The sequence below is a fragment of the Acinetobacter sp. V91_7 genome (genome assembly GCF_031799075.1).
GTDB lineage: Bacteria > Pseudomonadota > Gammaproteobacteria > Pseudomonadales > Moraxellaceae > Acinetobacter > Acinetobacter calcoaceticus.
This window is the reverse complement of the sequence record NZ_JAVQNT010000038.1, coordinates 39572-65875: the sequence shown is the minus strand read 5'-3', so window position 1 is coordinate 65875 and position 26304 is coordinate 39572. Positions and strand designations below refer to the sequence as shown.

Annotated in this window: 23 protein-coding genes and 3 tRNA genes; 13 read left to right on the top strand and 13 right to left on the bottom strand. The window is 38.4% G+C overall.

Annotated features, from left to right (window positions below; translation table 11 throughout):
* Positions 1-102 precede the first annotated feature (102 nt).
* The 3 genes from miaB to ybeY are packed head-to-tail and all read left to right on the top strand — an operon-like array spanning position 103 to position 3172.
* Positions 103-1554: a tRNA (N6-isopentenyl adenosine(37)-C2)-methylthiotransferase MiaB gene (miaB, locus tag RMB03_RS12465; protein ID WP_003653595.1), complete on the top strand. Its 1452-nt coding sequence runs from the start codon at positions 103-105 to the stop codon at positions 1552-1554.
* 37 nt (positions 1555-1591) lie between these two features.
* Entirely contained in the window at positions 1592-2680 is a 1089-nt protein-coding gene (locus RMB03_RS12460; protein WP_003653596.1) for a PhoH family protein, read from the top strand.
* 9 nt (positions 2681-2689) lie between these two features.
* Positions 2690-3172, top strand: coding sequence for an rRNA maturation RNase YbeY (ybeY, locus tag RMB03_RS12455; protein ID WP_005038517.1), 483 nt, complete (start codon positions 2690-2692; stop codon positions 3170-3172).
* Between the two features lie 101 nt (positions 3173-3273).
* Here ybeY and RMB03_RS12450 read toward each other — a convergent pair whose 3' ends face one another.
* A complete protein-coding gene (locus tag RMB03_RS12450; RefSeq protein ID WP_281836276.1) occupies positions 3274-4158 on the bottom strand; it encodes an energy transducer TonB in 885 nt (294 codons plus the stop codon).
* Between the two features lie 232 nt (positions 4159-4390).
* Between RMB03_RS12450 and RMB03_RS12445 the strand changes: the two genes are divergently transcribed.
* From RMB03_RS12445 to RMB03_RS12435, 3 genes are all read left to right on the top strand, one after another.
* A complete protein-coding gene (locus RMB03_RS12445; protein ID WP_005038515.1) occupies positions 4391-5062 on the top strand; it encodes a hypothetical protein in 672 nt (223 codons plus the stop codon).
* 158 nt (positions 5063-5220) lie between these two features.
* Positions 5221-5934, top strand: a complete 714-nt coding sequence (locus tag RMB03_RS12440) for a DUF3108 domain-containing protein (protein ID WP_003653602.1) — start codon at positions 5221-5223, stop codon at positions 5932-5934.
* Between the two features lie 71 nt (positions 5935-6005).
* Complete coding sequence (locus RMB03_RS12435) at positions 6006-6581, top strand: xanthine phosphoribosyltransferase (RefSeq protein ID WP_004639480.1); 576 nt, start codon at positions 6006-6008, stop codon at positions 6579-6581.
* 47 nt (positions 6582-6628) lie between these two features.
* On the opposite strand, the gene wrbA is transcribed toward RMB03_RS12435, so the two are convergent.
* Positions 6629-7237, bottom strand: a complete 609-nt coding sequence (gene wrbA / locus RMB03_RS12430) for an NAD(P)H:quinone oxidoreductase (protein ID WP_005038513.1) — start codon at positions 7235-7237, stop codon at positions 6629-6631.
* 361 nt (positions 7238-7598) lie between these two features.
* On the opposite strand from wrbA, the gene RMB03_RS12425 reads away from it, so the two are divergent.
* Entirely contained in the window at positions 7599-8846 is a 1248-nt protein-coding gene (locus tag RMB03_RS12425) for a YihY family inner membrane protein (protein ID WP_005038511.1), read from the top strand.
* 108 nt (positions 8847-8954) lie between these two features.
* Here the strand turns inward: RMB03_RS12425 and RMB03_RS12420 are convergent, their stop codons facing one another.
* Together RMB03_RS12420 and RMB03_RS12415 are read right to left on the bottom strand one after the other, a co-directional pair.
* Positions 8955-9596 carry a fumarylacetoacetate hydrolase family protein gene (locus tag RMB03_RS12420; protein ID WP_311076424.1) on the bottom strand — a complete coding sequence of 214 codons (642 nt, stop codon included), beginning with the start codon at positions 9594-9596 and terminating at the stop codon, positions 8955-8957.
* 39 nt (positions 9597-9635) lie between these two features.
* Positions 9636-10133, bottom strand: coding sequence for a YcxB family protein (locus tag RMB03_RS12415; protein WP_003653610.1), 498 nt, complete (start codon positions 10131-10133; stop codon positions 9636-9638).
* A 222-nt stretch (positions 10134-10355) separates the two neighbouring features.
* Between RMB03_RS12415 and RMB03_RS12410 the strand changes: the two genes are divergently transcribed.
* The gene (locus RMB03_RS12410; RefSeq protein WP_056482661.1) at positions 10356-11048 is read left to right on the top strand and encodes a nitroreductase family protein; all 693 of its coding nucleotides are present in this window, start codon (positions 10356-10358) and stop codon (positions 11046-11048) included.
* Positions 11049-11162: 114 nt separating this feature from the next.
* On the opposite strand, the gene RMB03_RS12405 is transcribed toward RMB03_RS12410, so the two are convergent.
* Positions 11163-11239: transfer RNA gene (locus RMB03_RS12405), tRNA-Arg, on the bottom strand.
* Positions 11240-11819: 580 nt separating this feature from the next.
* Between RMB03_RS12405 and RMB03_RS12400 the strand changes: the two genes are divergently transcribed.
* Positions 11820-13991 (top strand): hypothetical protein, encoded by a 2172-nt coding sequence (locus tag RMB03_RS12400; protein WP_311076419.1) that lies wholly within the window; start codon positions 11820-11822, stop codon positions 13989-13991.
* A 64-nt stretch (positions 13992-14055) separates the two neighbouring features.
* Here RMB03_RS12400 and RMB03_RS12395 read toward each other — a convergent pair whose 3' ends face one another.
* From RMB03_RS12395 to RMB03_RS12385, 3 genes are all read right to left on the bottom strand, one after another.
* Entirely contained in the window at positions 14056-14649 is a 594-nt protein-coding gene (locus RMB03_RS12395) for an HAD family hydrolase (protein WP_005038503.1), read from the bottom strand.
* 107 nt (positions 14650-14756) lie between these two features.
* A tRNA-Arg gene (locus tag RMB03_RS12390) sits at positions 14757-14833 on the bottom strand.
* Between the two features lie 9 nt (positions 14834-14842).
* Positions 14843-14933 (bottom strand) — tRNA-Ser (locus RMB03_RS12385).
* A 261-nt stretch (positions 14934-15194) separates the two neighbouring features.
* Here RMB03_RS12385 and rnr point away from each other — a divergent pair.
* The 4 genes from rnr (at position 15195) to RMB03_RS12365 (ending at position 20488) form a co-directional block, all read left to right on the top strand.
* Positions 15195-17612 (top strand): ribonuclease R, encoded by a 2418-nt coding sequence (gene rnr / locus RMB03_RS12380; RefSeq protein WP_311076417.1) that lies wholly within the window; start codon positions 15195-15197, stop codon positions 17610-17612.
* Positions 17613-17746: 134 nt separating this feature from the next.
* Positions 17747-19801, top strand: a complete 2055-nt coding sequence (locus RMB03_RS12375; protein ID WP_311076415.1) for a M3 family metallopeptidase — start codon at positions 17747-17749, stop codon at positions 19799-19801.
* 40 nt (positions 19802-19841) lie between these two features.
* Positions 19842-20051, top strand: a complete 210-nt coding sequence (locus RMB03_RS12370) for a YheV family putative zinc ribbon protein (RefSeq protein WP_035358172.1) — start codon at positions 19842-19844, stop codon at positions 20049-20051.
* An 11-nt stretch (positions 20052-20062) separates the two neighbouring features.
* Entirely contained in the window at positions 20063-20488 is a 426-nt protein-coding gene (locus tag RMB03_RS12365) for a hypothetical protein (RefSeq protein ID WP_311076412.1), read from the top strand.
* Positions 20489-20650: 162 nt separating this feature from the next.
* Here RMB03_RS12365 and RMB03_RS12360 read toward each other — a convergent pair whose 3' ends face one another.
* From RMB03_RS12360 to RMB03_RS12340, 5 genes are all read right to left on the bottom strand, one after another.
* Positions 20651-22846, bottom strand: coding sequence for a TRAP transporter large permease subunit (locus RMB03_RS12360; RefSeq protein WP_080027826.1), 2196 nt, complete (start codon positions 22844-22846; stop codon positions 20651-20653).
* Between the two features lie 178 nt (positions 22847-23024).
* Positions 23025-23600, bottom strand: a complete 576-nt coding sequence (gene rrtA / locus RMB03_RS12355; RefSeq protein WP_017390202.1) for a rhombosortase — start codon at positions 23598-23600, stop codon at positions 23025-23027.
* 83 nt (positions 23601-23683) lie between these two features.
* The gene (locus RMB03_RS12350) at positions 23684-24772 is read right to left on the bottom strand and encodes a hypothetical protein (RefSeq protein WP_281836253.1); all 1089 of its coding nucleotides are present in this window, start codon (positions 24770-24772) and stop codon (positions 23684-23686) included.
* Positions 24773-25541: 769 nt separating this feature from the next.
* Positions 25542-25931 carry a hypothetical protein gene (locus RMB03_RS12345; protein WP_311076409.1) on the bottom strand — a complete coding sequence of 130 codons (390 nt, stop codon included), beginning with the start codon at positions 25929-25931 and terminating at the stop codon, positions 25542-25544.
* A 6-nt stretch (positions 25932-25937) separates the two neighbouring features.
* Positions 25938-26195: a succinate dehydrogenase assembly factor 2 gene (locus RMB03_RS12340; RefSeq protein WP_311076407.1), complete on the bottom strand. Its 258-nt coding sequence runs from the start codon at positions 26193-26195 to the stop codon at positions 25938-25940.
* Positions 26196-26304: the final 109 nt, after the last annotated feature.

The following is a 26304-nucleotide window of genomic DNA, read 5'->3' as shown; positions in this document are numbered from 1 at the left end:
AGGTTTACTGTTATCGGTTCGGTCCAAATACTGCTATAATGAATGGTTTGACCCACTTTGGGCAAATTTATTCTTTTTTAGATCGATCTGTTAGGAGCCTGCATGACGGTTCAAACCTTCATTCCCAATGGTGCCAAAGCTGCCTCAGAAAACACTGTTACCCAGCCAACGCACACCACTGATGTTTCAATAAAAAAACTTTATATTGAAACTCAAGGGTGTCAGATGAATGAGTATGACAGTCACCGTATGGCAGACCTTTTAGGGGACTCTCACGGTTACATTTTAACGAGCAACCCTAATGAAGCAGACATCCTGCTCATGAATACATGCTCTATCCGTGAAAAAGCACAGGAAAAAGTATTTAGTGAATTAGGGCGCTGGCGCAAACTAAAAGACAAAAATCCTGATCTTGTGATTGGTGTCGGTGGGTGTGTTGCCTCTCAAGAAGGCGACAATATTCAAAAACGTGCGCCTTACGTGGACATGATTTTTGGCCCTCAAACATTACACCGTTTACCGCAAATGCTTGATCAACATAATGCTCAAGTAGAAAAACCTAAAAAAGATAAAATCAAACTGGTTGATATTTCTTTCCCAGATATTGAAAAGTTCGACTTTTTACCAGAACCACGTGTAGAAGGCTTTAAAGCATTTGTTTCTATTATGGAAGGCTGTTCTAAATACTGTTCTTTCTGTGTAGTTCCATATACACGCGGTGAAGAAGTTTCTCGACCTTTAGATGATGTACTTGCTGAAATTGCAGGGCTTGCTGAAAAAGGTGTCCGTGAAATTTCACTTCTTGGACAAAATGTAAATGGTTACCGCGGGGAAACCTTTGAAGGTGGCATCTGTACCTTCCCTGAATTGTTACGACTCGTTGCAGAAATTCCGGGTATTGGACGCTTACGTTATACAACATCGCACCCACTTGAGTTCTCTGATGAGCTTATTCAGTGTTATGAAGATTTACCTCAAATGGTGTCACATTTACACTTGCCGGTACAAAGTGGTTCGAATGATGTTTTAAAAGCAATGAAGCGAAATCACACGATTGATGTCTATATCGATAAAATTGCGAAGCTACGCAAAATTCGTCCAGATATGCATTTATCAAGTGACTTTATTATTGGCTTCCCTGGTGAAACCGATGAAAATTTCGCAGAAACATTGCAATTTATCAAAGATTTAGACTTCGATCATTCGTATAGTTTTGTTTATTCAAAACGCCCAGGCACACCAGCATCAGACTTGCCAGACACCACACCTGAGCAAGTTAAAAAAGAACGTTTAGCTCAAGTTCAAAAAGTAATTAAGCAGTCTAGTATTGAAAAAACAGATGCCATGTTAGGTAAAATTGAACGTGTACTTATTGAAAAAGTATCTGATCAAGACCCTAATATTTTAATTGGTACTGCTGACAATACACGTCTGGTCACTTTCGTTGGTGATGCGACTTGGGTTGGTCGTTTTGCAGAGATCGAGATTACTGAAATTAAAACTTTAAATTTTGTTTACGGTGAGCTCTTGAATCTTGAACCTGACGTGGCGTAATGTAGAGGTATTCTAAAGTCTACTGAAAGGTTTTCTCTTGACTGCAGCGATTCGACGTACCGTAACATTTCCTGAAATTTCAATGGAACGTTTAAAGAGCATTCTGGGTGCCTATAATGGGCACCTGAAGCAAATTGAACAGCGTTTAGATGTCAAAATTACTCATCGTGGAGATGTTTTTCACATAGATGGTGAAATTGATGCTGTTGGGAGAGCCGAAGCATTATTGCAACGACTCTACGAAGAGTCTGAGCTATCCCAGCAAATCAGTGCCGATCTATTACACCTCCTCATTCAATCTTCACAAACTGAACGCAATTTCGAGTTGGTTGGTGACGAAATGGATGAAAATGATGCGCCGCTCGATGTCTACTTCCAGACACGAAAAGGCCGCATTAATCCACGTGGTGCCAATCAAAAACGTTATGTACAACGTATTTTACAAAGCGATATTTCTTTTGGTGTAGGCCCTGCTGGTACAGGTAAAACCTATTTAGCAGTTGCCGCCGCCGTAGATATGCTAGAACGTAACGAAATCCAGCGGATTTTACTTGTACGTCCTGCTGTAGAAGCTGGAGAAAAGCTAGGTTTCTTACCTGGTGATTTAACCCAGAAAATTGACCCATATCTACGCCCTCTTTACGATGCCCTTTACGAAATGCTTGGCTTTGAAAAAGTTGCCAAGTTAATTGAGCGTCAAGTAATTGAAGTTGCGCCTCTTGCATATATGCGTGGTCGCACACTTAACCATTCATTTGTAATTTTGGATGAAGCTCAAAACACAACACCTGAACAAATGAAAATGTTCTTGACCCGTTTAGGTTTCGGCTCTCGTGCAGTAATTACAGGTGACATTACTCAAGTCGATTTACCTAAAGGTCAACAATCTGGTCTGGCACACGCACTTCGTGTACTTGAGAATATTACCGAAATTCATATTACCCGTTTCCATTCCCGCGATGTTGTACGTCATCAGCTGGTTCAAAAAATTGTTGAAGCGTATGAAGGTTGGGATGGAGAACAACATCGTCTTAATGCTGAAGCACGTGCTGAACGCAAAGCACGTCAAGAAGCGTTAATGACTGAAAACGATACAGCAGCAGACTTGCAACATCAGGATGCTTAAGGATTCATTTTGAAAATCAGTTTAAGTTTACAACAAGACCTTCAATTACCTGAGTTAGAGCTCAAACGAGCTCAACTCAAAAAAATTATTGAGACAACTTTACGCCACGTTGGTTATAAAGAAGATTGTGAAATTGGCGTTGCTTGTGTCGATTTAGCAGAAAGCCAACAACTTAATCTGCAATATCGAGAGAAAGATAAACCAACCAATGTTTTATCTTTTCCAAGTGATATTCCTGAAGAAGTTTTACCAATGCTCGATGCCTTTCCTCTGGGTGACTTAGTTATTTGTATTCCAGTTGTATTGCAAGAAGCGGTTGAACAAAAGAAAACAGCTCAAGAACACTTTGCACATTTATTAGTACATGGTGTTTTGCATTTACTCGGTTATGACCACGAAACTAGTGACGAAGAAGCTGAAGAAATGGAAGGGCTTGAAGTTGAAATTCTAGCAAAACTGAATATAGACAATCCCTACCAAGAACAGATCTAATCATTATTGATTAGATGAAAAACATAGTCTGCCTTCAGGTGAGATGTTGTTTAATGAACTAAAATCAATGTGGATAAGCCAAAACTTATCCACATTTTTTATTAATGCACTTCAAATTCTGCTTGAGCCGGATCGAAACGCCAAGTACGTACAATACGCAATTCAGAAATATCTTTCATATTGGTATCAAAATGTCCAAATGGTGCGCCGCGACGTACTGAAGACTTTGCAGCTTCATCTAATACCGAATGTCCTGAGCTCTCAAGCAACCGAATTGCACGAATCCCTCCTTGTGCATTTAAAATAACCATTAAACGGACTTCGCCTTTCAACTGTTGAAGTTTGGCTTCTTCTGGATAATAGCGATTACCATACAACTCCACTTTCTCACGGAATTTATCTAGATAAGCAGCCGAGGCATCTTTTTTCGCCTGAACGCCATCTACTGTTTTTATTTTTTGCTGACGGCTGAAATCTTGTCTACGTTGTAAATATTGTGCTTCGAGACTTGCAACCATCGCAGCTTTTGCCTGAAATTGACTTTGTAATTGTTCTAATTCTTTTTTCCTTTGACTGGCGTCAGCTTGTTTTTGCCAACTCAAAACTGTCATTAAGACTTTTTCTTCAAATTTAAGCTCTCTTTGTTGCTGAACCTTTTGCAAAGTTTCTAACTGCGCATCTCCAGTTGAAGCATCATTAGACATGGGATTTGGAGTATCACTAGAGGTACGGTGAGCTTCACGAAATGCGCCTGAACCTTGCTGGTCTGCTTGCGCCAAAAAGTCTGCCTGCTGCACTGGCTCATTGCTTGATCGAATTGAAATTGCAATTTCTTTAGTAGATTGCTCTGATGAGCTAGGCATCGCAAAGTGAATGAGCAACACAAAAATATGCAGTAAGACTGCCAATATTGTCGCAGCAATAAAGACTCGGTCTTGCCACCAATGATAAAAAGGCTCTATGGATAGACTTCTTTTATTCAACATAATTTTAAAAGCATGTAAATGCCTTTTCCCCACGGTTTAATACCGAATAAAATATAAACTGATATTCAAATCTGGATAAAAGTGTGATTCACTTCAAACATAGAGTTTTATCCATTTTCATTTTGTCAAAATGTATCAATTAAATTTGTTACACTGCAATATCAAAACTCGTTTTTTATCATAATAAAGATTGTGTTGGTTCTTAAGTAAATTATCTTCTGGAAGTTCTTTTATGCAAACGCTATTTTCCTCATTAGTCAGACGCCTTCAAAAAGTCTACCAAAAAGCAGAAGCATTCATTGAAGAAGAAAGAGATTTTACGCTATCACAAACCTTTCTGAATGCGACTTTACAGCGTTATGTCACCAATAATGTTGAATTTTTAGATGACCTCCATGCTGATCTTTATCATGACTGGTTAAGATTATATGCAACCATGCATGTAAAAGGCCTAGAGACGACATTATCTGTTGATTTAAAACTGATTCAGATGGAATTTAATAAAGAACAACAGCTTTTAGTTTTTGAACAAATTAGTAATACACAAATTATTGAAGCAAAATATAAAAACTTTTGGCAGAAGATTGCCGTAAAAGCCGCAGTTTTTTACTACCATAAAATTTTGAAAAAAGACCCTTTAGGAATGATTCTTGAACGTTTTAATGTAGCAGAAGAACGTGATGAACTCATATTTCTTGATCTCAACCGCTGGTTTGGTAAAAAAGCCAGTATCATCGAGACACTAGGTAAAGTGCATGTAAATTACGCACGAGTTCGTGAGGCTGAGTTAGTCGTATTTGGAAATGTTAATTTAGCCGCCCTGCTTTACCGTGATCAGGACGATGATTATGAAGACGAATTAGAAGATTCTGAAATCACACCAATCCAGCAAAAAGATGTATAAAGCTGTGATAAATAAAAATGAATTAACTGCCAAAAAACACAAATAGATTACACATTTAGCATAAATCCTGATTTTTTCTCCATGATCAACAGGCATAATATGTTTAAGTTATAGATGCATCAGCACTGACTTTTCAGTCTGTACAAGGATATTTACTTATGGCAACAAAATTTCTGAAATCATTTGGCATCGCAACAGGTATTTCAACAACTTTGCTTTTTGCAGGCTTCTCAAGTCATGCACTTGCCATGAGCCCATTTCAGGCAAATTATCAATTTACTTATAATAATAAAGGTATGGGTTCGGCGACACGTGCCTTAAGCCAACAAGGTAATAATTGGACTTATAATTTCACTGCAAAAGCAGGTGGAATTGCTTCTGCAAGTGAAACAAGTAAATTTAGTTTTGCTAATGGTAAAATTGGATCTCAAAGTTTTAGCCGTACCAGCAAAATTTTGATTCATAACAACACCATGAATATTAACTTTAATCCAAACAGCAAAACTATTTCTACCAAGAAAGATGATAAAGCTCGTTCATTCGCTTGGCAGGCTGGCGTACTTGACGAGTTAAATGCAGAATTACAACTTCGTGAAGACCTAAAAAATGGTTCACTTAAAACCTCTTATCCACTTGCAGATGCAAAAGAAGTTGAAAATCGTCGCTTTGTAAAACAAGGCAATGAAAAAATTAAAACATCTTATGGAACATTCGATACCATTAAAGTCGTTTTACAACACAGCAAGCCTGAACGCAGTACAGTCTTTTGGTTAGCCCCAAAACTAGATTATTTACCAGTTAAAGTCAGCCATATTGATGGTAAAACTTCTTATGGCCTGTTATTAACAAGTTATACAGGTAAGACGAATTAAAGCTTGCATTTTTTCGGATGCTTTTTAAAATACGCATTTGCTTTAAAAGCATCCGTCTAGAGGATTCTCCCGTGCACGCACTAGAACAGAAAATCTTAACAGAAGGTATCGTTCTATCTGATCAAGTCTTGAAAGTCGACGCTTTCTTAAACCACCAAATTGATCCTGTACTCATGCAGCAGATTGGTAAAGAATTTGCCGCTCGCTTTAAAGATGCAGGGATTACCAAGATTATTACCATTGAAGCATCAGGTATTGCACCTGCAATCATGGCAGGTTTGGAACTTGGTGTACCTGTAATTTTCGCTCGTAAATATCAGTCATTGACGTTAAAAGATGACTTATATCGCTCTAAAGTATTTAGTTTTACTAAACAAACTGAAAGCACAATTGCGATTTCAAACAAACACCTTCATTCAACTGATAAAGCATTAGTTATTGATGACTTCTTGGCGAATGGTCAAGCAGCATTAGGACTAATTGATTTAATTCACCAAGCCAATGCAGAAGTTGTTGGCGTAGGTATTGTGATTGAAAAATCATTCCAATCAGGTCGTGATTTATTGCTTGAAAAAGGCTACCGAGTTGAGTCATTAGCACGTGTTCTTTCTCTTACAGATGGCAAAGTTACCTTTGTAAAAGAATAAATTGTACAAATGAAAAAGAGCGGATATCCGCTCTTTTTTTATTTGTTTTAAAGGACCCCTGAAAGCTTCTTAACAACCTCACCTAGACGCTTACCTTGTGCTTCACACAAAATCTTTTCATCCTGACTTAAGTTCTGGTCATGGCGGGGTCCGCTTACATGAGTTGCCCCATACGGTGTTCCACCTGTTTTAGTATTAGATAAAGCCGGAATTGCATTTGGTAATCCCAAAATCATCATCCCGTGATGAAATAACGGCGGCAGCATCGTGAGTAACGTGCTCTCCTGCCCACCATGCATCGATCCAGAAGAAGTAAAAACACAAGCAGGTTTATTATGTAATGCTCCATTGAGCCAAAGACTAGTCGTTTGGTCCCAAAAATATTTCATTTCACTTGCCATATTGCCGAAGCGAGTTGGAGAGCCTAATGCCAGACCTGCACAATTCGCTAAATCATCTAACGTACAGTAGATATCACCTTCTGCCGGAATGCTTGGCTCAGCTATTGTGACGACTGGAGCAATATTTGGCACTGTCCGAATTTTCACTGACATACCCGCAGACTCAACACCATTGGCAATTAAATGTGCCATTTCTTTTGTAGAGCCATATTTACTGTAATAGAGTACAAGAATGTAAGGTTGCATCGGTTTCATAAATTTTGTTAAAAAGAACACTATACGGTATTTTTTATTTTTTTGGCGAAACCAATCTTATGAAATTCTAGAGGTGATTGATTGTGTAGCATGAAAGGTAACACGAGTAAATTTTCTCAAATTCGTTGGTAAAAGGTTTATCGACTTTTGATGAATTCTATGTCCAGACAACAGAAAGCCAACTTTTTTGAAAAAGATTAGGTCTACAATTTTTTCTATAGCGCATAGTAAACTTACAGAACGACCTTAATTCGATAAGTTATTATTTTGCTTTAATCTATGATTTGAGTTCTTAAGCTCATACTTTGATAAGCTATTAATCGCCCAACATGATGATTAAAAAAATCGGGATAGACGACGCATGTTACAACGTTTTTTAAGTAAGCTTCCTTTTTATAATAAAACCTGGTTTCAGTTCGTTTTATATGTATTTAAACGTTTTGAAGCTGATCGGTGCCGTGAACAAGCTGGCTCTCTCACTTACACAACTCTATTCGCTGTTGTGCCGATGTTAACGGTTTTTTTAGTAATTATTTCTTCAATTAAAGCGTTAGAACCTGCAAGACAACAGCTCCAACATTTGATCTATAGTAATTTTTTACCCAAGAGTACTATCGCATTTGATAAAGCCCTAAATGCTTTTACAGAAAAATCGAGCAACTTAACTGTTATTGGTGTGCTGTTTTTATTCATCACAACCGTCTTAATGCTCACGTCGATTGAAACAGTCTTTAATCGTATTTGGCGTGTAAAAGAAACTCGTAGTGGCATTATGGGTTTCATGCGTTATTGGACGATCATCTCTTTAGGCCCGATTATCTTAGGAAGCGCATTCGTCATTTCCTCGACGGTCGCTTCCATGAACATTCTCAGCAATAATTTTGCAGGATATCAACTTGATGGAGCTTTCATACTCTGGCTTATTTCTTTTCTATTAACCATTGTTGGCTTTTTTATTTTGTACTGGACTATTCCGAACCGAACAGTTCCAGTTTATGCAGCCGGTATAGCGGCCTGCTTAAGTGCTGCACTTTTTGAAATACTCAAAAACTTATTTAGCTTTGTGATGTCAAATTTCACCAGTTATGAACTTATCTATGGTGCATTTGCAGCAGTACCAATTTTCCTACTATGGATCTTTCTCTCATGGAATATTATTTTACTGGGGGTAGAGGTAAGTTTTGCTTTAACTGCTTTTCACTCAGGTAAAGAGCAAAAACGACACCCTGTTCTCATGTTACTAGATATTCTTGAGTTGTTTTATAAAAAGCAAAAACTGGGTGAAAGTGTGAGTGATAAAGAAGCCCTAGAAATTTTAGGCCGAGGAGAAGTTGGACGCTGGCCCTCTTATGTACTTCTACTTGAAGAGCAAAATTTGATTAAGCGTACAGATAAAGATGAATATGTTTTAGTTCGTAATTTGTCTCAAGTCGACTTCTGGAGCTTTTTTACTGCTCTTCCATATCCACTCCCTTTACGCCAAGATGTCCAAAATGTGCATGATGACGATGAATGGATGGAAAAAATTGGTCCAGCTTTAGTTGAGTCTAATGACTATCTAGCTGCAAAACTTTCTATTCCCCTCTCCACAATTCTTGAAGAGAAATAAGTAGGTAGCAACTTCTCATTTAATTATCTGTATTCTAATTCTTAGCTCACAAAAAACCCTATTATTGAAAAATAATAGGGTTAAAAATATCTAGCAGCGTAAATGGGATTACGCTTTTACAAAAGTTTCCCACGCAAAATCTTGCGTTGCACCCTTTAATGTCATTTTCAACTGATCACCCGAGTGTAATGGTCCAACACCCGCAGGTGAGCCTGTCATAATCACATCACCCGGCTCTAATGAAAAAACCTGATTAATATCAGTTAACAGATCGCCTATAGTAAACATTAATAGTTCAGTATTCCCATCTTGACGTAACTCATCATTAATATGGAACGTGAATTTAGTTTCTTGCCAATTTGTAATTTCGCTCGTATCAACCCAGTCTGCCAAAACACAAGCACCATCAAAAGCTTTTGCACGCTCCCATGGGTGACCTTTAGTTTTCAGGTCATTCTGTAAATCACGCATTGTTAAATCAAGACCTAAAGTCACTGCCCCAATCGCTTTTAATGCTTTCTCAGGGTCAGTTTCACCTTTTAAAGGCTGATCAATACGTAAAACTAATTCACACTCAAAATGACAACTGCCCCAAGCTGGATTCCATGAAATACCGTCATTTAAACCAATCAAGCTACTAGGTGGTTTAATAAATAATATAGGTCTGTCAGGCATAGCATTATTTAATTCTTTGACATGATCGGCATAACTTCTGCCTACGCAAACGATTTTTGAAGGACGTGTATTCATGAGGCTTCCTTTGTTGTTGCGGCTAATAAGTCCAATAATTTATTTCTTAAATGTATTTTCAAATATTGTTTGATCTGAAACCTGTGCAAATGCTCGCTTTGGCACAATAATTACAGTTTTATTTTTTAGCTCAAGCATGTAAGTCAGCTTGCCTTTAGCAAAGGTTTGCACATCTGAATATTGCATCACTTGTTTACGACCGCTGGCATAAAGCTCAAAATAATCTTGATAGAGGTCGATGCCCTGCTCACTCTTTCCAAACTGGTAACGAACAAATTGACGTTTAAATAACATCGGTAAAAGCCAATAACGCATCAGCCCTTGCATCACCAGAAAAAAAATACCTAGCCCAACATAATATCGACCAACCCCAGAGAAACCTAAATAAAGTCCCCAAATAATAATTGCGATACTAATCGCAGGTGTTAGAAAACGGGTAAATTGTTTTTTCCCAAATGTCACTAATGAAAATCCATCTTGTGACTCTTCTAAATTCAAATAGTAACGTAAAGATAAAGCTGTTTTTTGCTCGGTCATTGCACTGCATCGATACTCAATAAATCGGAACTATTAGAGCATATTCATTTCAGCTTTAAAATGAATCAAAGGCTATTTTTTGTTTTGCTCAAAAGTAGCCTTAGTAGCGAGATTAAAAATATTTTTCGTTGCATATATGGAACGTAGATTCATATTTATTGGGGTTATTTCACTTTTTAAAATTTCTACAATAAGAGCATCACCTTCTTAGTGGAATGTCTCATGTCTTTTTTTGCAAAATTATTTGGCTTAAATCAAAAAGCAACTGTCTCAAAAGATGTGGTTATCCAAACCACTCAAGAGACAAATCTTCCCAATGAAACAAGCTTTTTAGAATTAATTAAAAAACGTCGTTCTATTTATTCAATAGGAAAAAACTTAAAACACTCTCCTACTGAAATTGAAAAACTAATTCAAGAGGCTGTAAAACATAGCCCATCTGCTTTTAACTCCCAATCTTCTCGCGTTGTAGTTTTATTTGATCAATCACACCAAAATTTCTGGAATATAGTTCTAGATGTATTAAAAACTATTATTCCGGCAGAAGCCCTAACTGGAACTGAACAGAAAATTCAAAGTTTTGCATCAGGCGCAGGTACAGTTTTATTTTTTGAAGATCAAGATGTGATTAAAGGTCTACAAGAGCAATTCGAGCTATATGCCGATAACTTTCCAATCTGGTCTGAGCATTCAACAGCAATTGCACAATTTGCAGTATGGAACGTCCTAGCTGAACAAGGCATTGGCGCTTCATTGCAACACTATAATCCAATCATTGATGAGAAAATTAATGCAGCTTTTAATATTCCTACTCACTGGAAATTAAGAGCTCAATTAGTATTTGGTTCAATCGAAGGCGAAGCAGGTGAAAAAGCTTTTATTGAAGATGAAAGCCGTTTTAAAACATTTGGTTAATCTTTTTCACCTTTATTCTTTTCAAAGCTGGTTTCTATGAACAACGGCTTTTAATAAAGATGATAAAAATCAGACACAAAAAAACCGCTATATAATAGCGGTTAATTCTTCAAGTGGTGCGCTCAGAGAGATTCGAACTCCCGACCCCTTAGTTCGTAGCCAAGTGCTCTATCCAGCTGAGCTATGAGCGCGTACTTGATGTTGCGCATTATACGCATTTTTCAAAGCTTAGGAAGCCTTTTTTCATCTTTCTGTCATTAACCGTCTAGTTCTTAGCCAGCACCCTATTTTACATAAAATAGTAGCTAAAATTATTGGTGTTTTTCTCACCTAAGATGTATTTGAAATATTTTTTTTCAAATAAGTTTTATAGGCTTTTTGAAGTATTTGGTCATATACCTAGAAGTTAAAGGCGACTATTTTAGTCAACATTATAGAAATAAAATATTTCTAGTTGAACTCTAACAATATAGGCCTAAGTAAAATTTATCTAATATAATGATTCAAATAAATGAAAATATAAGTAAAAATATAATTAATTAAAAAAATATTATATAAAAACTATTATTATTTTTACGTCTAAATTAAATGAATTATTATTTCTTTAAATATTATTTAATATCAAAAAATGTGACTAGAAATACACATTGACAGCTTTTGAGATCTAACCAATACTAAATTCCAATTATTGAGATACAAATCTCATTAATTATGTAGCGCAATAAATAATACTTACTTAAAAATACATAATTATATAGGAAATAGACCAACATGTTCTTACTAAAAACTCTTGTTTCTTCGATATCAAAAGTTACTCAAGACTTAGGTAATATTATATCGGTGAATACTAACGTAACTGGCGGCTCTTCAGTTGATGGTCACATATCAACCTCTGGCCTACTTTCAGACACTCTATCTACAGCAACAAATACGCTTACAACAACCACAACTGGCCTTGTTTCCGATGCTGTTGGTACTGTTACGGGTAGTATTGGTTCTACAAGTCCTGTAGACACTGTCACTAATATTATTGGCGGAGTAACTGGTGGTATTAGTGGTAATCCTCTTGAAACCGTAACCAATATCATTGGTGGCGTAACGGGTGGCATTGATCTTGGAACCTCACCAATCGCTCCTGTTATTGATGTTGTTCAAGGTGGTATCGATATTCTTCAAGGTGTAGAAAGCCTCAAAACTGAAATTATTAACACAGGTATTGAAACTGTAGCCGACGCTATTATCGGCATCCTTCCTCAAACTGAGCACCCAGTTTCTGAAATTGCTGACTTGGGTACATTAACTTTTGAAACTTCTCGCGACACAGTAAATGGCGCTCTTGAAGTTGTTTCTGATTTGGTTGGTGGCGACATCCAAGGTGCAACTGAATCTGCTACTGGTATTCTTGATACGCTTATCACCAACGGTACGACTGCTACAGGTATTGTGACTGGTGTTGTTGGTGGCGTAACTGGCGGTGTTGATGGTAACCCGCTTGAAGTGATTACCGACATTATCGGCGGCGTAACCGGCGGTGTTGACGGCAACCCACTTGAAGTAATTACTGACATTATCGGTGGTGTAACTGGTGGTATCGGTGGTGGCACATCCCCAATCTCTCCAGTTATTGATGTTGTTCAAGGTGGTATCGATATTCTTCAGGGCGTAGAAAGCTTAAAAACTGAAATTATTAATACAGGTATCGACACTGTTGCCGACACAATCATTAGCATCCTTCCACAAACTGAACATCCTGTTTCAGACCTAGCAGATCTTGGTACATTAACTTTCGAAACTTCTCGCGACACAGTAAACGGCGCTCTTGAAACTGTTTCTGATTTAGTCGGTGGCGATATTCAAGGCGCAACTGAATCTGCTACTGGCATTCTCGATACACTTATCACTAACGGTACAACCGCAACGGGAATTGTCAATAATATTATCGGCGGTGTAACCAGTGGTGATAGCCCTCTTGGCGTAGTAACCGATATTATTGGCGGGGTAACTGGTGGCGTTGGTGGTAATCCGCTTGAAGTGATCACTGACATTATTGGTGGCGTAACTGGCGGTGTTGACGGTAATCCACTTGAAGTGATCACTGATATCATCGGTGGCGTAACTGGTGGTGTGGACGGTAACCCACTTGAAGTGATTACTGACATTATCGGTGGCGTAACTGGCGGTATCGGTGGTGGAACGTCTCCAATCTCTCCAGTGATTGACGTAGTTCAAGGCGGTATTGATATTCTTCAAGGTGTCGAAAGCTTAAAAACTGAAATTATCAACACTGGTATTGACACAGTTGCTGACACAATTATCGGTATCCTTCCACAAGCAGAACATCCTGTTTCTGAAATTGCAGACCTCGGTACGTTAACTTTCGAGACTTCACGCGACACAGTAAATGGTGCTCTTGAAGTGGTTTCTGATTTAGTCGGTGGTGATATTCAAGGCGCAACTGAATCAGCAACTGGTATTCTTGATACGCTTATTACAAATGGTACGACTGCAACGGGCTTATTAACAGAAATCCTTGGCGGAGTGACAGGAACTATTGGTGGCGCAACTGGTAGCGTTGGTGGTGATAGCCCTCTTGGCGTAGTAACTGATCTTCTCGGTGGTTTAACTGGTGGAGTTACTGGCGGTGAGAGTCCTCTTGGTGTAGTAACTGACCTTCTGGGTGGCTTAACTGGTGGGGTTACTGGCGGTGTGGGTGGTGACAATCCAATTGGTATCGTAACAGATATCGTGGGCAGCTTAACTGGCGGTGTTACGGGTGGAAGTGGTTTAGATGTTATTTCTAATTTACTTGGTGGATTAACCGGGGGCAGCTTACTCGGTGGAGTAACTTCTACAGTATCTAGCGTAACAAATACAACGCATACTATCGTACCTTCATCATTACTTACTGATAACTTCCTAGAAAACTCTTTCAATACTGTTTAATATAATTAAACAAAAGAAAGCCACTTATAGTAAGTGGCTTTCTTTATTAATATATTTTTAAATATTAATTCATTTCTTGCCATCTATAATATTTCTTATGCGCCAACTCTAACATTGCATAATCATTAGGCGTATCACCATAAGCATAAATTGTAGGATATTGGCTTAAATCATATTTATTTTTTATTCTATTTACTTTTTCTAAATAACCACAATCACCATCAACAAAATGACCTGTTAAAATACCATTATGTATTTCAAGTTGATTGCATATAACATCTAAACCTAAAGAGTGGCACCAACTTTCTAAATAAACACCTAATGATGCAGATACAACAACAATCTGATCACCTTGCTCTTTATGCCAGAGAATACGCTCCAAAGCATTTTCACGAACACATTTAGGAAGTACTTTTTTTGCAAACTCTTGTCCCATATATTTTAGGGAATTCGCATCATAGCCTACATACCCTACCTGACAGAGCTTAGTCCGAATAGTTTTATCCGTTACCCAACCAAGTTTATAACCTGCTATATATGGCGCAAGTCGGATACCGCCGACTATTTGAGTTTTTCTATTCAACGAAAACTTAAGAAATAAGCTAAATGTGTCGTTGTGAGTGATCGTGCCATCAAAATCAAATAAAGCTAGATTCATTTATGATTATCTCTAATATAATTAAAAAGTTATAAATTTAGATTTTTTTAAAATTACTAAAAAACAAGCACAAAAAAACCGCTATAAAAGCGGTTAATTCTTCAAGTTGGTGCGCTCAGAGAGATTCGAACTCCCGACCCCTTAGTTCGTAGCCAAGTGCTCTATCCAGCTGAGCTATGAGCGCATTAAGTAATGGCGGTGAGAGAGGGATTCGAACCCTCGATACCAGTAATAGGTATGCTTCCTTAGCAGGGAAGTGATTTCAGCCACTCATCCACCTCACCGGAACGAGCCGCCATAATACAAACTAAAACCACATTGATCAAGTCATCATACTGAAATTTTCTTGTTTTTTAGTTCAATGAATTACTTTTTAAGCAATTTACTCATTATTTTCGTCTTTTTCGACCAAACGCTTGTTAAGATAGATATTATTTCTTCATCAAAATACTGTAGTGCATAACACATTATTGCAAACCTAAACGTGCAGTTCGGGTCTGCATGGCTTATGCTAAACTTATCTGCCAAGCGTGAAACCAAACGACATGACAAAAAACTGGGCTGACCCTGAAGCGAAAGCTGAAGCTGAACGTTATGACAATCCTATTCCAAGCCGTACTCTTATTTTAGATACATTGGAGCAGGTGCAAACACCACAATCTCATGCAGAGCTTGTCGATCATTTTAATATTCATGACCAAAAAAGTATCGAAGCGTTAAGTCATCGTTTAAGTGCTATGGTTCGTGATGGTCAAATCATGAAAGACGGTTTTAAATTTCAGTTGGTGGCAGATCAACCAACATATGAAGCAACTGTTTATATTAATAGTAAAGGTTTAGGTACAGCACATATTGATGGTCAAACTGACCTCTTACTTCCTGAACGTGAATTACGTTTAGTATTTAATGGCGACCGAGTTAGAGTGCGCCAGACTTCGGTAGACCGTAAAGGTAAACCTTGGGGTTTTATTACAGAAGTTTTACAACATCGCGTCAAACAGTTGATCGGTAAATTGTCAGTTCATGAGGGCGAATATTTTATTCAACCCAACAGTCCTAATCAGCACCAACCTATTCCTTTAGAAAAAGAACTCGTAAAACATGCTGAAGCAAATGTTGGCGATATGCTACGTGTTGCAATTGATAGTTATCCGACCCGCGAAGAGTTTTCAACGGCGCATATTATTCAGTCTATGGCCGATAAAGCTGATACAGAAATTATCATTCCACAAACTATTCTTGAATTTGGTTTGCCATATGAATTTCCAGATCAGGTATTAAAAGAAGCTGAAAGCTTTAAAGAGCCATCAGCTCAAGACCGTGAAGGCCGCATTGATTTAAGAGACTTGGCACTCGTTACAATTGATGGTGAAGATGCCCGCGATTTTGACGATGCAGTTTATGCAGAAAAACGTCCGGGTGGTGGTTACCGTGTTGTAGTGGCAATTGCCGACGTAAGTCATTATGTACGCTTAGACTCAGCACTCAATGAAGAAGCTGAGGAACGAGGTACTTCTGTATACTTCCCTCACTTTGTATTACCAATGCTACCAGAGGCATTGTCAAATGGTCTGTGCTCTCTGAATCCGCATGTAGACCGTTTATGTATGGTCTGTGACCTTAAACTATCGCGCACTGGACGTGTGACTGGATTTGAGTTTTATCCATCAGTCATGCACTCAAAAGCACGTTTGACCTATACTCAAGTAGCACAATATTTTGAAGGGGCAACAGACGCGATTCCAAAAGATCGTGATGTTCATAAATCCTTAAATACGCTTTTCCAGCTTTATCAAATTTTGAAAAACTTACGTGCTGACCGTCATGCAATGGAATTTGAAACCATTGAAACGTACATGACTTTTGATGAGCTAGGCGGGATTAAAGAAATTTTGCCACGTACACGTAATGAAGCTCATAAGCTGATTGAAGAATGTATGTTGCTTGCTAACGTAGCTGCAGCTGAATATGCGTTAGAAAATGATATTCCAATGTTGTATCGCGTACATGAAGCTCCTGAGTTTTCACGTATTCAGAAAGTAAAAGACTTTGTTAAATTACTTGGTCTACCCTTCCCTGACCAGCCAACTCAAGCAGATTATCAACGAGTAATTGAGGCAACTAAAGATCGTATTGATGCACCAAGCATTCATGCCGTGCTATTACGCTCAATGATGCAAGCTTATTATGGTGCAAAAAATGCGGGGCACTATGGTTTGGCTTATGAAGCCTATACGCATTTCACTTCGCCAATCCGTCGTTACCCAGATTTATTGTTACACCGCGCTATTAAGGCACACTTGAAACAAAAACCTTCTCCACTTTCTGGCGCTGCGCTAGATGACGCTGGTGAACATTTCTCTAAAACTGAACGCCGTGCAGATGAAGCATCTCGTAGTGTAACGACTTGGTTGAAATGTCACTATATGCAACAGCATTTAGGCGAGGAATTCATTGGTATTGTGAGTGCCGTAACTGAATTTGGTTTGTTCGTGACACTGAAAGACTTATATGTCGATGGCATGATTCATATTAGCCAACTCGGTGATGACTTCTTTATTTATGACCAAGCGAGTCAAAATCTTGTAGGCCAAAATAGAGGTCAAGTTTTTGGTTTAGGCGATGAAGTTAAAATTCAGGTTGCTGGCGTAAATCTTGAAGAACGTAAAATTGACTTCCAGCTTCTTCAACAAGTCACACATGCAGGACGAGTAGTTCGTAGCCGAGCTCCACGCACAACCAAAACATCTTCACAAGCAACTGAAGAAGTTTTCAGCAAACCGACTGTCAGTACTGATGGAGAAAGACCTGTTCACAAAAAGAAAGAAAAAGCCAAGCCTAGTTCTTATACTAAAAAGCCTGGTAAAAAAACTTCTGCAAAAGCTGAAAGTAAACCAGAAAAAGTAAAGAAAAAGTCTAAGCCTAAAAAGAAAAAAGCGAATGCAAAATCAAAGGCTGAATAATTAAACAATAGATGTTGCCAGCCTAGAAATAAGCTCCGATTTGGAGCTTATTTCTTTTTAAAAAGCTTATTTTGCAAATTAAACTTGATTTCCTACCTGACAGGACCTACATCTAATACCATGTTTAAAAAATAATGTGGCTAGCAGCAATGACTTTTCAACAAGCGACCTTACCAACTCCGCGTTTTGATCAAATTGAATTAGAAAATTTAAAAGAAGACATCCAACAAGCGATTCAAGCAGGTCAAGAATTTTTAAATACGCTTACAGTTGTACCTAGCGATACCGCTCAACAACTTGCCGTACTTGAACAAGTCGATACACTTGAAAACAACCTCAGTGAATCATGGGGTGTTTTATCGCATTTAAACGCGGTGATGAACAATGCTGAAACCAGAGAAGTCTATCAATCGTTATTACCAGCTTTGAGCGAATACTATACTCAGCTTGGTCAACACACGGCGCTCTATCAAACGTATCAACATATCCATGATGGTCAGGGCTATACGTCTCTTAGTCCAGCCCAACAAAGTGCTATTCGCCTTGCTTTACGTGATTTTAAACTTTCAGGTGTGGCTTTAGAGGGCGAAGAGAAAAAACGTTATGCAGAGATTTCTGCACGTTTGTCACAAATTTCTTCTGATTTTTCTAATCATGTACTTGATGCAACACAAGCTTATTTTAAACCCCTTACAGAAGCTGAGCTAAAAGGTCTTCCAGAAAGTAATGTTGAGTTGTTGAAACAGTACGGTAAACAGCGTGAATTAGATCAAGCAGTAGCGACACTCGACTTTCCTGCTTACTTTGCCATTATGACCTATGCAGATGATCGAGCATTACGTGAAGAGCTTTACAGAGCGTATGTGACTCGTGCTTCTGATCAATCTGAGCAAGCTGAATTTGATAACAGTAAAATTATGGAAGAAATTTTGAGTCTTCGTCAAGAAATGGCGAAGCTACTCGGTTTCAATAACTATGCTGAATATTCTCTTGCAAGCAAGATGGCGCCAGATGTAAAAACAGTACATGAGTTTTTGGTTGATCTAGCCGAACATGCACGTGCCCCTGCTCTCCAAGAAGTTGCTGAACTTCGGGATATTGCCAAACAAGATGGTGTCGATGAACTTCAACCTTGGGATACCACTTATTATTCTGAAAAGCTTAAACAACAACAGTTCAACTTATCTCAAGAAGCGTTAAAACCTTACTTCCCTGCGCCTAAAGTCATTCAAGGATTATTCCAGATCGTACAGCGCTTATATGGTATTAACATCATTGAGCGACAAGCACCTGTCTGGCACCCAGATGCACGTTATTTTGAGTTAGAAGACCAAGGCCAAGTAATTGGTGGATTCTTCTTTGACATCTATGCACGTACGGGCAAACGTGGTGGTGCATGGATGAATGGTTTCCGCTCACGCATGCAAACTCTTCACGGTCTGCAAAAACCAATTTGCTACATGGTATGTAACTTTACACCTCCAGTAGGTGATCAGCCTGCTTTACTAACTCATGATGAAGTCATCACCTTATTCCATGAGTTTGGACATGGTCTACATCACATGCTAACCGAAGTAGATAACATTTCGGTTGCAGGTACTCATGGTGTTGCTTGGGATGCGGTAGAACTTCCAAGTCAGTTCATGGAATTCTGGTCTTGGGATAAAGAAAGTCTAGATGTATTAAGTGAGCACATTGAGAGTAAACAGACCTTACCGCAAGAATTACTCGATGCTTTATTAAATGCCCGCTTCTTCCAATCTGGCATGCAGACTTTACGTCAACTTGAATTTGCCTTGTTTGATTTAACAATTCACACCAAAACACCAGCACTGAACAGTGAGCAAATTCAGCAGACTTTAAATGAAATACGTAGCCAATATGCTGTCGTTCCTACTGTCGGATACAACCGTTTCCAACATAGCTTCAGCCATATTTTTGCTGGTGGTTATGCGGCTGGTTATTACTCTTACAAATGGGCAGAAGTGTTAGCTAGCGATGCATTTGACCGTTTTGAACATGAAGGCATTTTCAATACTCAAACGGGTAAAGAATTCCGTCAGGCGATTTTAGCTGTAGGCGGAAAAGACACTGCGCTTGAAGCATTTGTTAATTTCCGTGGCCGTGAACCTAAAATTGATGCATTGTTACGTCATCAAGGTTGGACGAATGACAGCAAAACCGCTTAAACTATGGGCCTAAATTGATCGTGTGGTTAGGGTGATAAAGATGAAAAAACGTTTCATTGCTGGGGCTAAATGTCCAAAATGTGAAGCAACAGATCGGATTGTCATGCTAACCACCGCTGAAGACGAATGGATTGAATGTATCGAATGCGGTTATAGCGAAAATCGTCCGACTCATATTGATGAGCCTGAAGCACCTGCTGTACCTGATGAAATTGGAGTAATACAGTTCAAGCCTCGTCGTCCTGACTAAAGGTCTTAGAGATGCCACTACAAAGAAAACAAAACTCAAAACTATTGTGGATTTTAATTGGGGGCTTAAGCATTCTCGTAGTGCTTTTTTTCGCTGCACAATGGTTTTTCAAAAAAACCGAGTCATCCACACCAATGGTTGATCCTCATCCTGTTTCGACACCTGCGCCCGCTAAAACCACTGATCCATCATCAGGTTCTGAACCGATAACAGAGGCTGCGAGTTCACAACAACTGGTGAATGAAGATGTGCTTAAACAGCCTGTACCTGCTCAAGAATCTTTAGCTAAAGAAGAAGTGTCTAAACTCGATGACATCCACCGTCAGTTGCAAGATCAAGAAAGTTCATTAAAAGCTCAGCATGCAGATGCAGATCAATTAACGAAACTCAAAGAAGAACAAGTTAAATTGCTTGAAGCTCAGCTCAAACAGCAATAGTTTTTCAATGGGAACTTAAAAAGCTAAAGTTATTCATCTTTAGCTTTTTTATTCTAATTAAAATAATTCCAGTCATCTTTTTCCTAAATTTACTAAAGTCTCTTACTAAAAAAGCCCTTCATTTAGGAGGGCTTTTTTGTATAACAGATATTTTAATTTAAGCTATTTATACCAATCGAATAACTTGAACACATACGGTACATAAGTAACCAATACCAATGATGAGAACAAGACAATAATTGGTAATAACCAACGCTCATAACGGTAGTAGAAGCTTGTATATTTCTCTTTCGCTTCCGCATCCGCCGCATTAACTTCATCATCTCCGACGGACAACCGCGTGAGTAGATGGTTCAAGGCTACTGGCGGCGTTACATAACCAAACTCGAATGCAACTAATACAATCATCCAGAAGTGAATTGGATGAATACCATTTTCGTATGCCACAGGCGCAATAGTTGCAGCAACTAAAATTACAGCACCAAATGGATCTGTACACATACCAATAATGGCAAGCAATAGTGCAATACATGCCAGTGATATATAAATACTGCCTAAATGAGTCGGTAACAATTCAACCACTTCAGAGCGTTCAATTAAACCACCTACACTTGCAGACAATGCCATCAAGATAATTAGTGCACCAATATGGCCGACAGTTTCTGAGGTCGCAAAACGAAGTGCTCCACCAAAACCAAGACGGTATTGAGAACTATGCGGATCATGTGACTGCAAGAATGGGGATTTTTGTTCATGTTCACGAACAATTGCTTCATGAATATTGATTGCAGGAGCTTCTTTTGTAGACACCAATTTGTCATACAAGATCATTGCGATCAGGACTAATGGCAAAATTACTGGTGCAGTAAATTCATTCATTCCTGTGTCTAGTGCATATTTATAGATCGCAAGAACAACAACAGTAATCAGAATGTATGGGATCACTGGTACAAAGGCACGTAACATACCCGGAATCGCTACTTTTGGTGAATTCACGCGGAATTTTTCTTCAGCCAATAGTAATGAGACACCCAAGAAGATAAATGCTGTTAGCCAAAATACATAAATACCATGGCCAAACAACTCATCGGACGTTACATGTCGGCTATCAAGCATGGCAATTAAAACGACCAATAGACATGGACGTACAACTACCCCTAAAGAACCTGACATTGCAGACACAGCCAAAGCATATTGACGGCGAGCACCTGCATTCCAAACTTCTTTATAAATAATTGCACCGGCTGCAATAACGAAGATACCTGATGCGCCGGTATAAGCCGTTGGTACAGCAGCAGCAATTAGAATTAACCATGTTAGGGTTTCTGGTGCCAAATTCCATGGACGAAGCACATTAAGGAATAAATCCATAACACGTGTTTGAGTTAGAAGCATACCTGCCCAAATAAACAAGGCAAGGTTTAGGAAAATACCTGAAAACTCAACCAATAAACCAAGGTAAATCCCTTGCCCCATTGGATAATCCATAAAGAATGTAAATACGATACCCGTAATCAAAGCCATGTAAGCATATAAAGGCACACTTAAAAGGGCTAAACCAATATTACCGCCTTCGCGTTTTGGTGGAGGTGAAACAAATAATTGATAAAGACTAATTAAGGTCAGAACAACAAATAGAATCATCCATATCCAGTAAATAGTTACTGTTTCATAGGTAGGTATTACCCCAGAATTAATAACTGAACGATACTGGCTGATTACAGAGGTACTGAGTAAGGCATTACCAATCACCATAAAGATGGAATAGACTTTGTAATCTATTTTTGTTGCCGGATTACGTAAGCCAATATGGTGAAATTTTAACGATGCCGTAATCGCAGAAATCAGAACCATAAAGATAAGTAAAATGGCACGATTCTCTGTACCAAATTTAAAAATACCAAAGAAACCTGTTTCGACAGCACGGTAAGTACGCACCCCTGGGTTAGCTTCGATATATTTAATTGTCTTGTCATAGGCCTGATATTTCTCGTCACATTGTTGCTGCGCGGCAAGTAGCGATGCACGGACATCACTTTCCGATGCTGCACCAAAGAAACTCGAGAAATCATCAGATGCATTCGCTTTCATTTGTTCTTTTACTTGGGCATCGATATTTGGATGTCGATCACAAGTCGGCTTTTCAGGTTCAGCACGCAAAAATGAATATTGCATGCCTATAGCAGGGTCACCATAAAGACGTTCCCCGATACGTAATAATTGTCCGTGGATCATTTCCCCGGTACCAATTATTAAAGTCATTAATAGCAGAGTGAGGATAACGAATGTTGAGATCCATTCGTTCCAGATATAACCCAGCAGACCTAATCCAGATCTTTTTTCTTGATATTCTTGCATAAATATTCCAATTTTGTTCTCTCAAGTCCCTAAAAAATAAAGACTTGAGTCATGCAATTTTCTTGGTCAGGGGTTAAATCCATACCCCTTCTACCAATCCCTTTATTCAACGATCAAATTTGCATCAAACTTTATTAATAAAGAATGACTAAAATCACTTTTTTAACAGTTCGTATTGTCAATATTTCTTTTTTAATCTCTGTACCAGCCAATAGCACCCACCAAAGATTGCGCCACCAATCGCACCATAGAGATGAGCTTCAGTTAAAACAGGGCTTCCTATTAACTGAGCCGTTCCTGTTTGCCCAAAAGTATTTTCCCATATCAGTTTTGCAATAATTAATCCTAGAACCAGAAAAGCAAAATTCCGTTCTTTACGATATTGCAAATAAACTAAAGCAACTGCTGTATAGAGCCCATGTAAAACGCCTGACAAACCAGCATATGCTTCGATATAAGGTAAATAAAAATAGAAAACCAAACTAATGAACGGTGGCAAAAGGAAAAGCAGACTTAAAAGATGCCACGCTTTGGTATGCGGGAAGATAAAAGGCAAACAGGCAAATGCCATCATATTTAAAAGGAAATGAATCCACCCAACGTGTACCCAGTGCGCTGTCCACAAACGCCAGAATTCGCCAAGTAGGCTTTCACGCCAATAAATAAATGTATCAGGAAACACCTGTAGACAGGCAGACACAGAAATGCACACTGCGACCAAAAGCACTTTATGATTCAGTACATGATCCTTCATGGCACACTCCTTGAAATTAAACTTCTTGCTACCATTGTAAAACTTAACAACAGTCTCGCAAGAAGTTAACCTTTCAAATATTTTTACTGCGCTGCTTGTGGAGCAGATGAGTCTGCAGGAGCTTCAGATGCGGCCCCTCCATCAAACAATTCATCTAACTCTGCTGCACCTTCATTCTTATCATCCCAGAAATGTGACATACCATCATCTCCGGTACGCACACCAGTATGCTCAGTCCAGTAACGGTCAGAAATACCACGTACTATCAAACCAGCCATACTATCGATTAACTTAAAGTTCGGATTGACAGGCTTATCATCAGCTTGAGATGCGGCATATGATCTTAATGCATCACGGATTTTTGCATCATCACCACTTGCTTGGGCAGCTACCGCATACAAAGCATGGGACAGGCGAACACCCTTTTGTTCACCGATTTGAACTGACTGTTTTAACGTTTGATATGGGTCAGGTTTCCCTTCATCAGCCCCAGGCAGTAAGGTCCAAATAACAGCACGTGTTGCATTAGGTGCGCCCCAGAATTTTTCATTATCTAGACAAACCATGCCGCGCTCTACAATAGCCGCAATATCTTTTGGAACATTGACTGCACCACCAGAGTTAATATCATTGGTTACAGCCTGAAGACCACTAATCATTCCAAGTAAATATACAGTTTGATCAGTATCACTGCGCATGGTTGGGCAAGAATCACCTAAATGATATTTATATTTAGATTCCCAACGATCAGCGAACAATTTATAGCCCGTATATTGACGCTCAGCAGCAATGGCTGCCCAACGCTTCTGAGCAATACGAGCATCTTGAGCTTCGGTTACTTGACCTGCTTTTGATGCACGTAAATAACGTAATTCCTGTTCTAAGGCTTGGTTTTCCGCACATACACCTGATGCGGCATACATTAATACAGCAACACGAGTTGGATCTGCACCCATACCTTTGGTAGACATAATTGCAGGTGTTAATGCACTACCCGTATTACAAACCATTTCAGCATCTTGCATTGCTAAAATAGGTGGAACGACGTGCTTTTCCGTAAAACCTAAAGCAACATTTGCTCCGGTTTTCACGACGTATGAACAACCTGATAAAACTGAAGCTGCAAGCAAACTTACTGCCAAACCTTGGCTTATTTTTTGGACTTTAGACATCTTCCTGTCCTCTATGTAATTTGTTTTTTCCTTTTCAGATGTACATTAGCAGATGCATATCTTGAATAAAAGAGTAATTACTCTAATTGTAGCGCTTATACTTTGACATACTTCACAGTAGATAAAATTGACAGTTTTTTCAGAAAACAGAAATTTTAGGCAAAAAAAAGTAGCATTGCGACGGTTCAGCACATGCTACTTATTAACTGAGATAAGCTTTTAACGGCTTATATTATTTTTGTTCTATATAATCCTTAAGTAAAGTTCCTGCTCTTCCTACTACCACAGCCATAAGCACTGCAATTAACAGAAACATCCACATTGAAATCTCCATGAGAGACCTCCTTACTACAATCGCACCCAGTTATAAACTGGACACTTGATGAAATTAATCGACTAACCAATTTAATAATTGACTGATCGACGACCTTGCATCCTCTGTCTCTTAACTTTGTTAAAATTAACTTTGTTAAGATGTTCCCTGAGTAAAGTTCCTGCTCTTCCGATCACCACTGCCAAAATGATGGCAATGACCAAGAACGACCATGTTGGCATCTCCATTTTGAGACCTCCGACACACTTTACGTTGGTGTTTGTACTTTAACCGATCAACTAGATACCCATAGGTGAAATTGTCAGACAATTGTATTTCCTTAGCTTTTTTCTAATTTTTAATTAGACAATCCTAAACTCAAGCAAAAAAATAAAGATTAAATTATTGTTTTTTATAGTTTTTAAATAAATATACAAATGTAGAATTGTCTAACAATTAATGAAGTTTCTGTAAGACTTTTAGCTTTTTCCAATGTTGTAAAGGAAGTTGATCAAACCAAATTATGGCTACTTTCATAGGTGCCCCCTCAAGATAAATAACCATAAACAACTGATAATCAATTATTTTAGAAATTTCCACACGAGAAATTATCTTTTTCGAGGGATATGCAATTGACCACGATTTTTGGTCTAAATATGCAATTTGAGAAATTTGTGATTGTCTTAAAAAAAATAGAAAACTAATAGATAAAAGGATGAAAGCAATCAACCACCAAATGGGTGATAACAATTGATACAGCAAGATTGCTAAACTCAAGCCAATAAAAAGCTGAAATATTATCGAGAAACGACTATATTTCAGCTCAAAATTCAATTCTTTTATCAAAACAGCTTAGCCATGAACGTACTGTTTTAATTTATAAATAAATTCACGTAACTCTGTACGTGGAGGTTCAGAAACTTCCATGAACCAATCTAGTAAATCAGGATCTTCTTGTTCAACTAACTCTGCAAATAAGGCCTTCTCTGCCAAATCCGCTTTTAGATAATAGTTTTTTACATAAGGGTCAAAATAGACGTCAATTTCTTTTAAGCCGCGGCGTGCTCGATAAATTACTTTACGTTCTTCCAAGGTCATTTCGTCAGACATTTATTTCCCCATCTGCGTTGATAGTGCGCTTAGTTTACCTGATCACATTCCAAAGATCGCTAAAAATATCAAATTGACCAAATTTATCATCTTGTATCCATAATTGAGC

Bases quoted from the DNA above. Each gene is read 5' to 3' on its own strand.
- RMB03_RS12425 (WP_005038511.1), top strand. From the start codon at position 7,599: ATGTTACAACGTTTTTTAAGTAAGCTTCCTTTTTATAATAAAACCTGG.
- RMB03_RS12415 (WP_003653610.1), bottom strand. From the start codon at position 10,133: ATGACCGAGCAAAAAACAGCTTTATCTTTACGTTACTATTTGAATTTA.
- RMB03_RS12395 (WP_005038503.1), bottom strand. From the start codon at position 14,649: ATGAATCTAGCTTTATTTGATTTTGATGGCACGATCACTCACAACGAC.
- RMB03_RS12375 (WP_311076415.1), top strand. From the start codon at position 17,747: ATGTGGCTAGCAGCAATGACTTTTCAACAAGCGACCTTACCAACTCCG.
- RMB03_RS12420 (WP_311076424.1), bottom strand. From the start codon at position 9,596: ATGAATACACGTCCTTCAAAAATCGTTTGCGTAGGCAGAAGTTATGCC.
- RMB03_RS12365 (WP_311076412.1), top strand. From the start codon at position 20,063: ATGCCACTACAAAGAAAACAAAACTCAAAACTATTGTGGATTTTAATT.
- RMB03_RS12370 (WP_035358172.1), top strand. From the start codon at position 19,842: ATGAAAAAACGTTTCATTGCTGGGGCTAAATGTCCAAAATGTGAAGCA.
- RMB03_RS12440 (WP_003653602.1), top strand. From the start codon at position 5,221: ATGGCAACAAAATTTCTGAAATCATTTGGCATCGCAACAGGTATTTCA.
- RMB03_RS12450 (WP_281836276.1), bottom strand. From the start codon at position 4,158: ATGTTGAATAAAAGAAGTCTATCCATAGAGCCTTTTTATCATTGGTGG.
- RMB03_RS12350 (WP_281836253.1), bottom strand. From the start codon at position 24,772: ATGTCTAAAGTCCAAAAAATAAGCCAAGGTTTGGCAGTAAGTTTGCTT.
- rrtA (WP_017390202.1), bottom strand. From the start codon at position 23,600: ATGAAGGATCATGTACTGAATCATAAAGTGCTTTTGGTCGCAGTGTGC.
- RMB03_RS12340 (WP_311076407.1), bottom strand. From the start codon at position 26,195: ATGTCTGACGAAATGACCTTGGAAGAACGTAAAGTAATTTATCGAGCA.
- rnr (WP_311076417.1), top strand. From the start codon at position 15,195: ATGACAAAAAACTGGGCTGACCCTGAAGCGAAAGCTGAAGCTGAACGT.
- RMB03_RS12360 (WP_080027826.1), bottom strand. From the start codon at position 22,846: ATGCAAGAATATCAAGAAAAAAGATCTGGATTAGGTCTGCTGGGTTAT.
- miaB (WP_003653595.1), top strand. From the start codon at position 103: ATGACGGTTCAAACCTTCATTCCCAATGGTGCCAAAGCTGCCTCAGAA.
- RMB03_RS12410 (WP_056482661.1), top strand. From the start codon at position 10,356: ATGTCTTTTTTTGCAAAATTATTTGGCTTAAATCAAAAAGCAACTGTC.
- RMB03_RS12445 (WP_005038515.1), top strand. From the start codon at position 4,391: ATGCAAACGCTATTTTCCTCATTAGTCAGACGCCTTCAAAAAGTCTAC.
- RMB03_RS12400 (WP_311076419.1), top strand. From the start codon at position 11,820: ATGTTCTTACTAAAAACTCTTGTTTCTTCGATATCAAAAGTTACTCAA.
- wrbA (WP_005038513.1), bottom strand. From the start codon at position 7,237: ATGAAACCGATGCAACCTTACATTCTTGTACTCTATTACAGTAAATAT.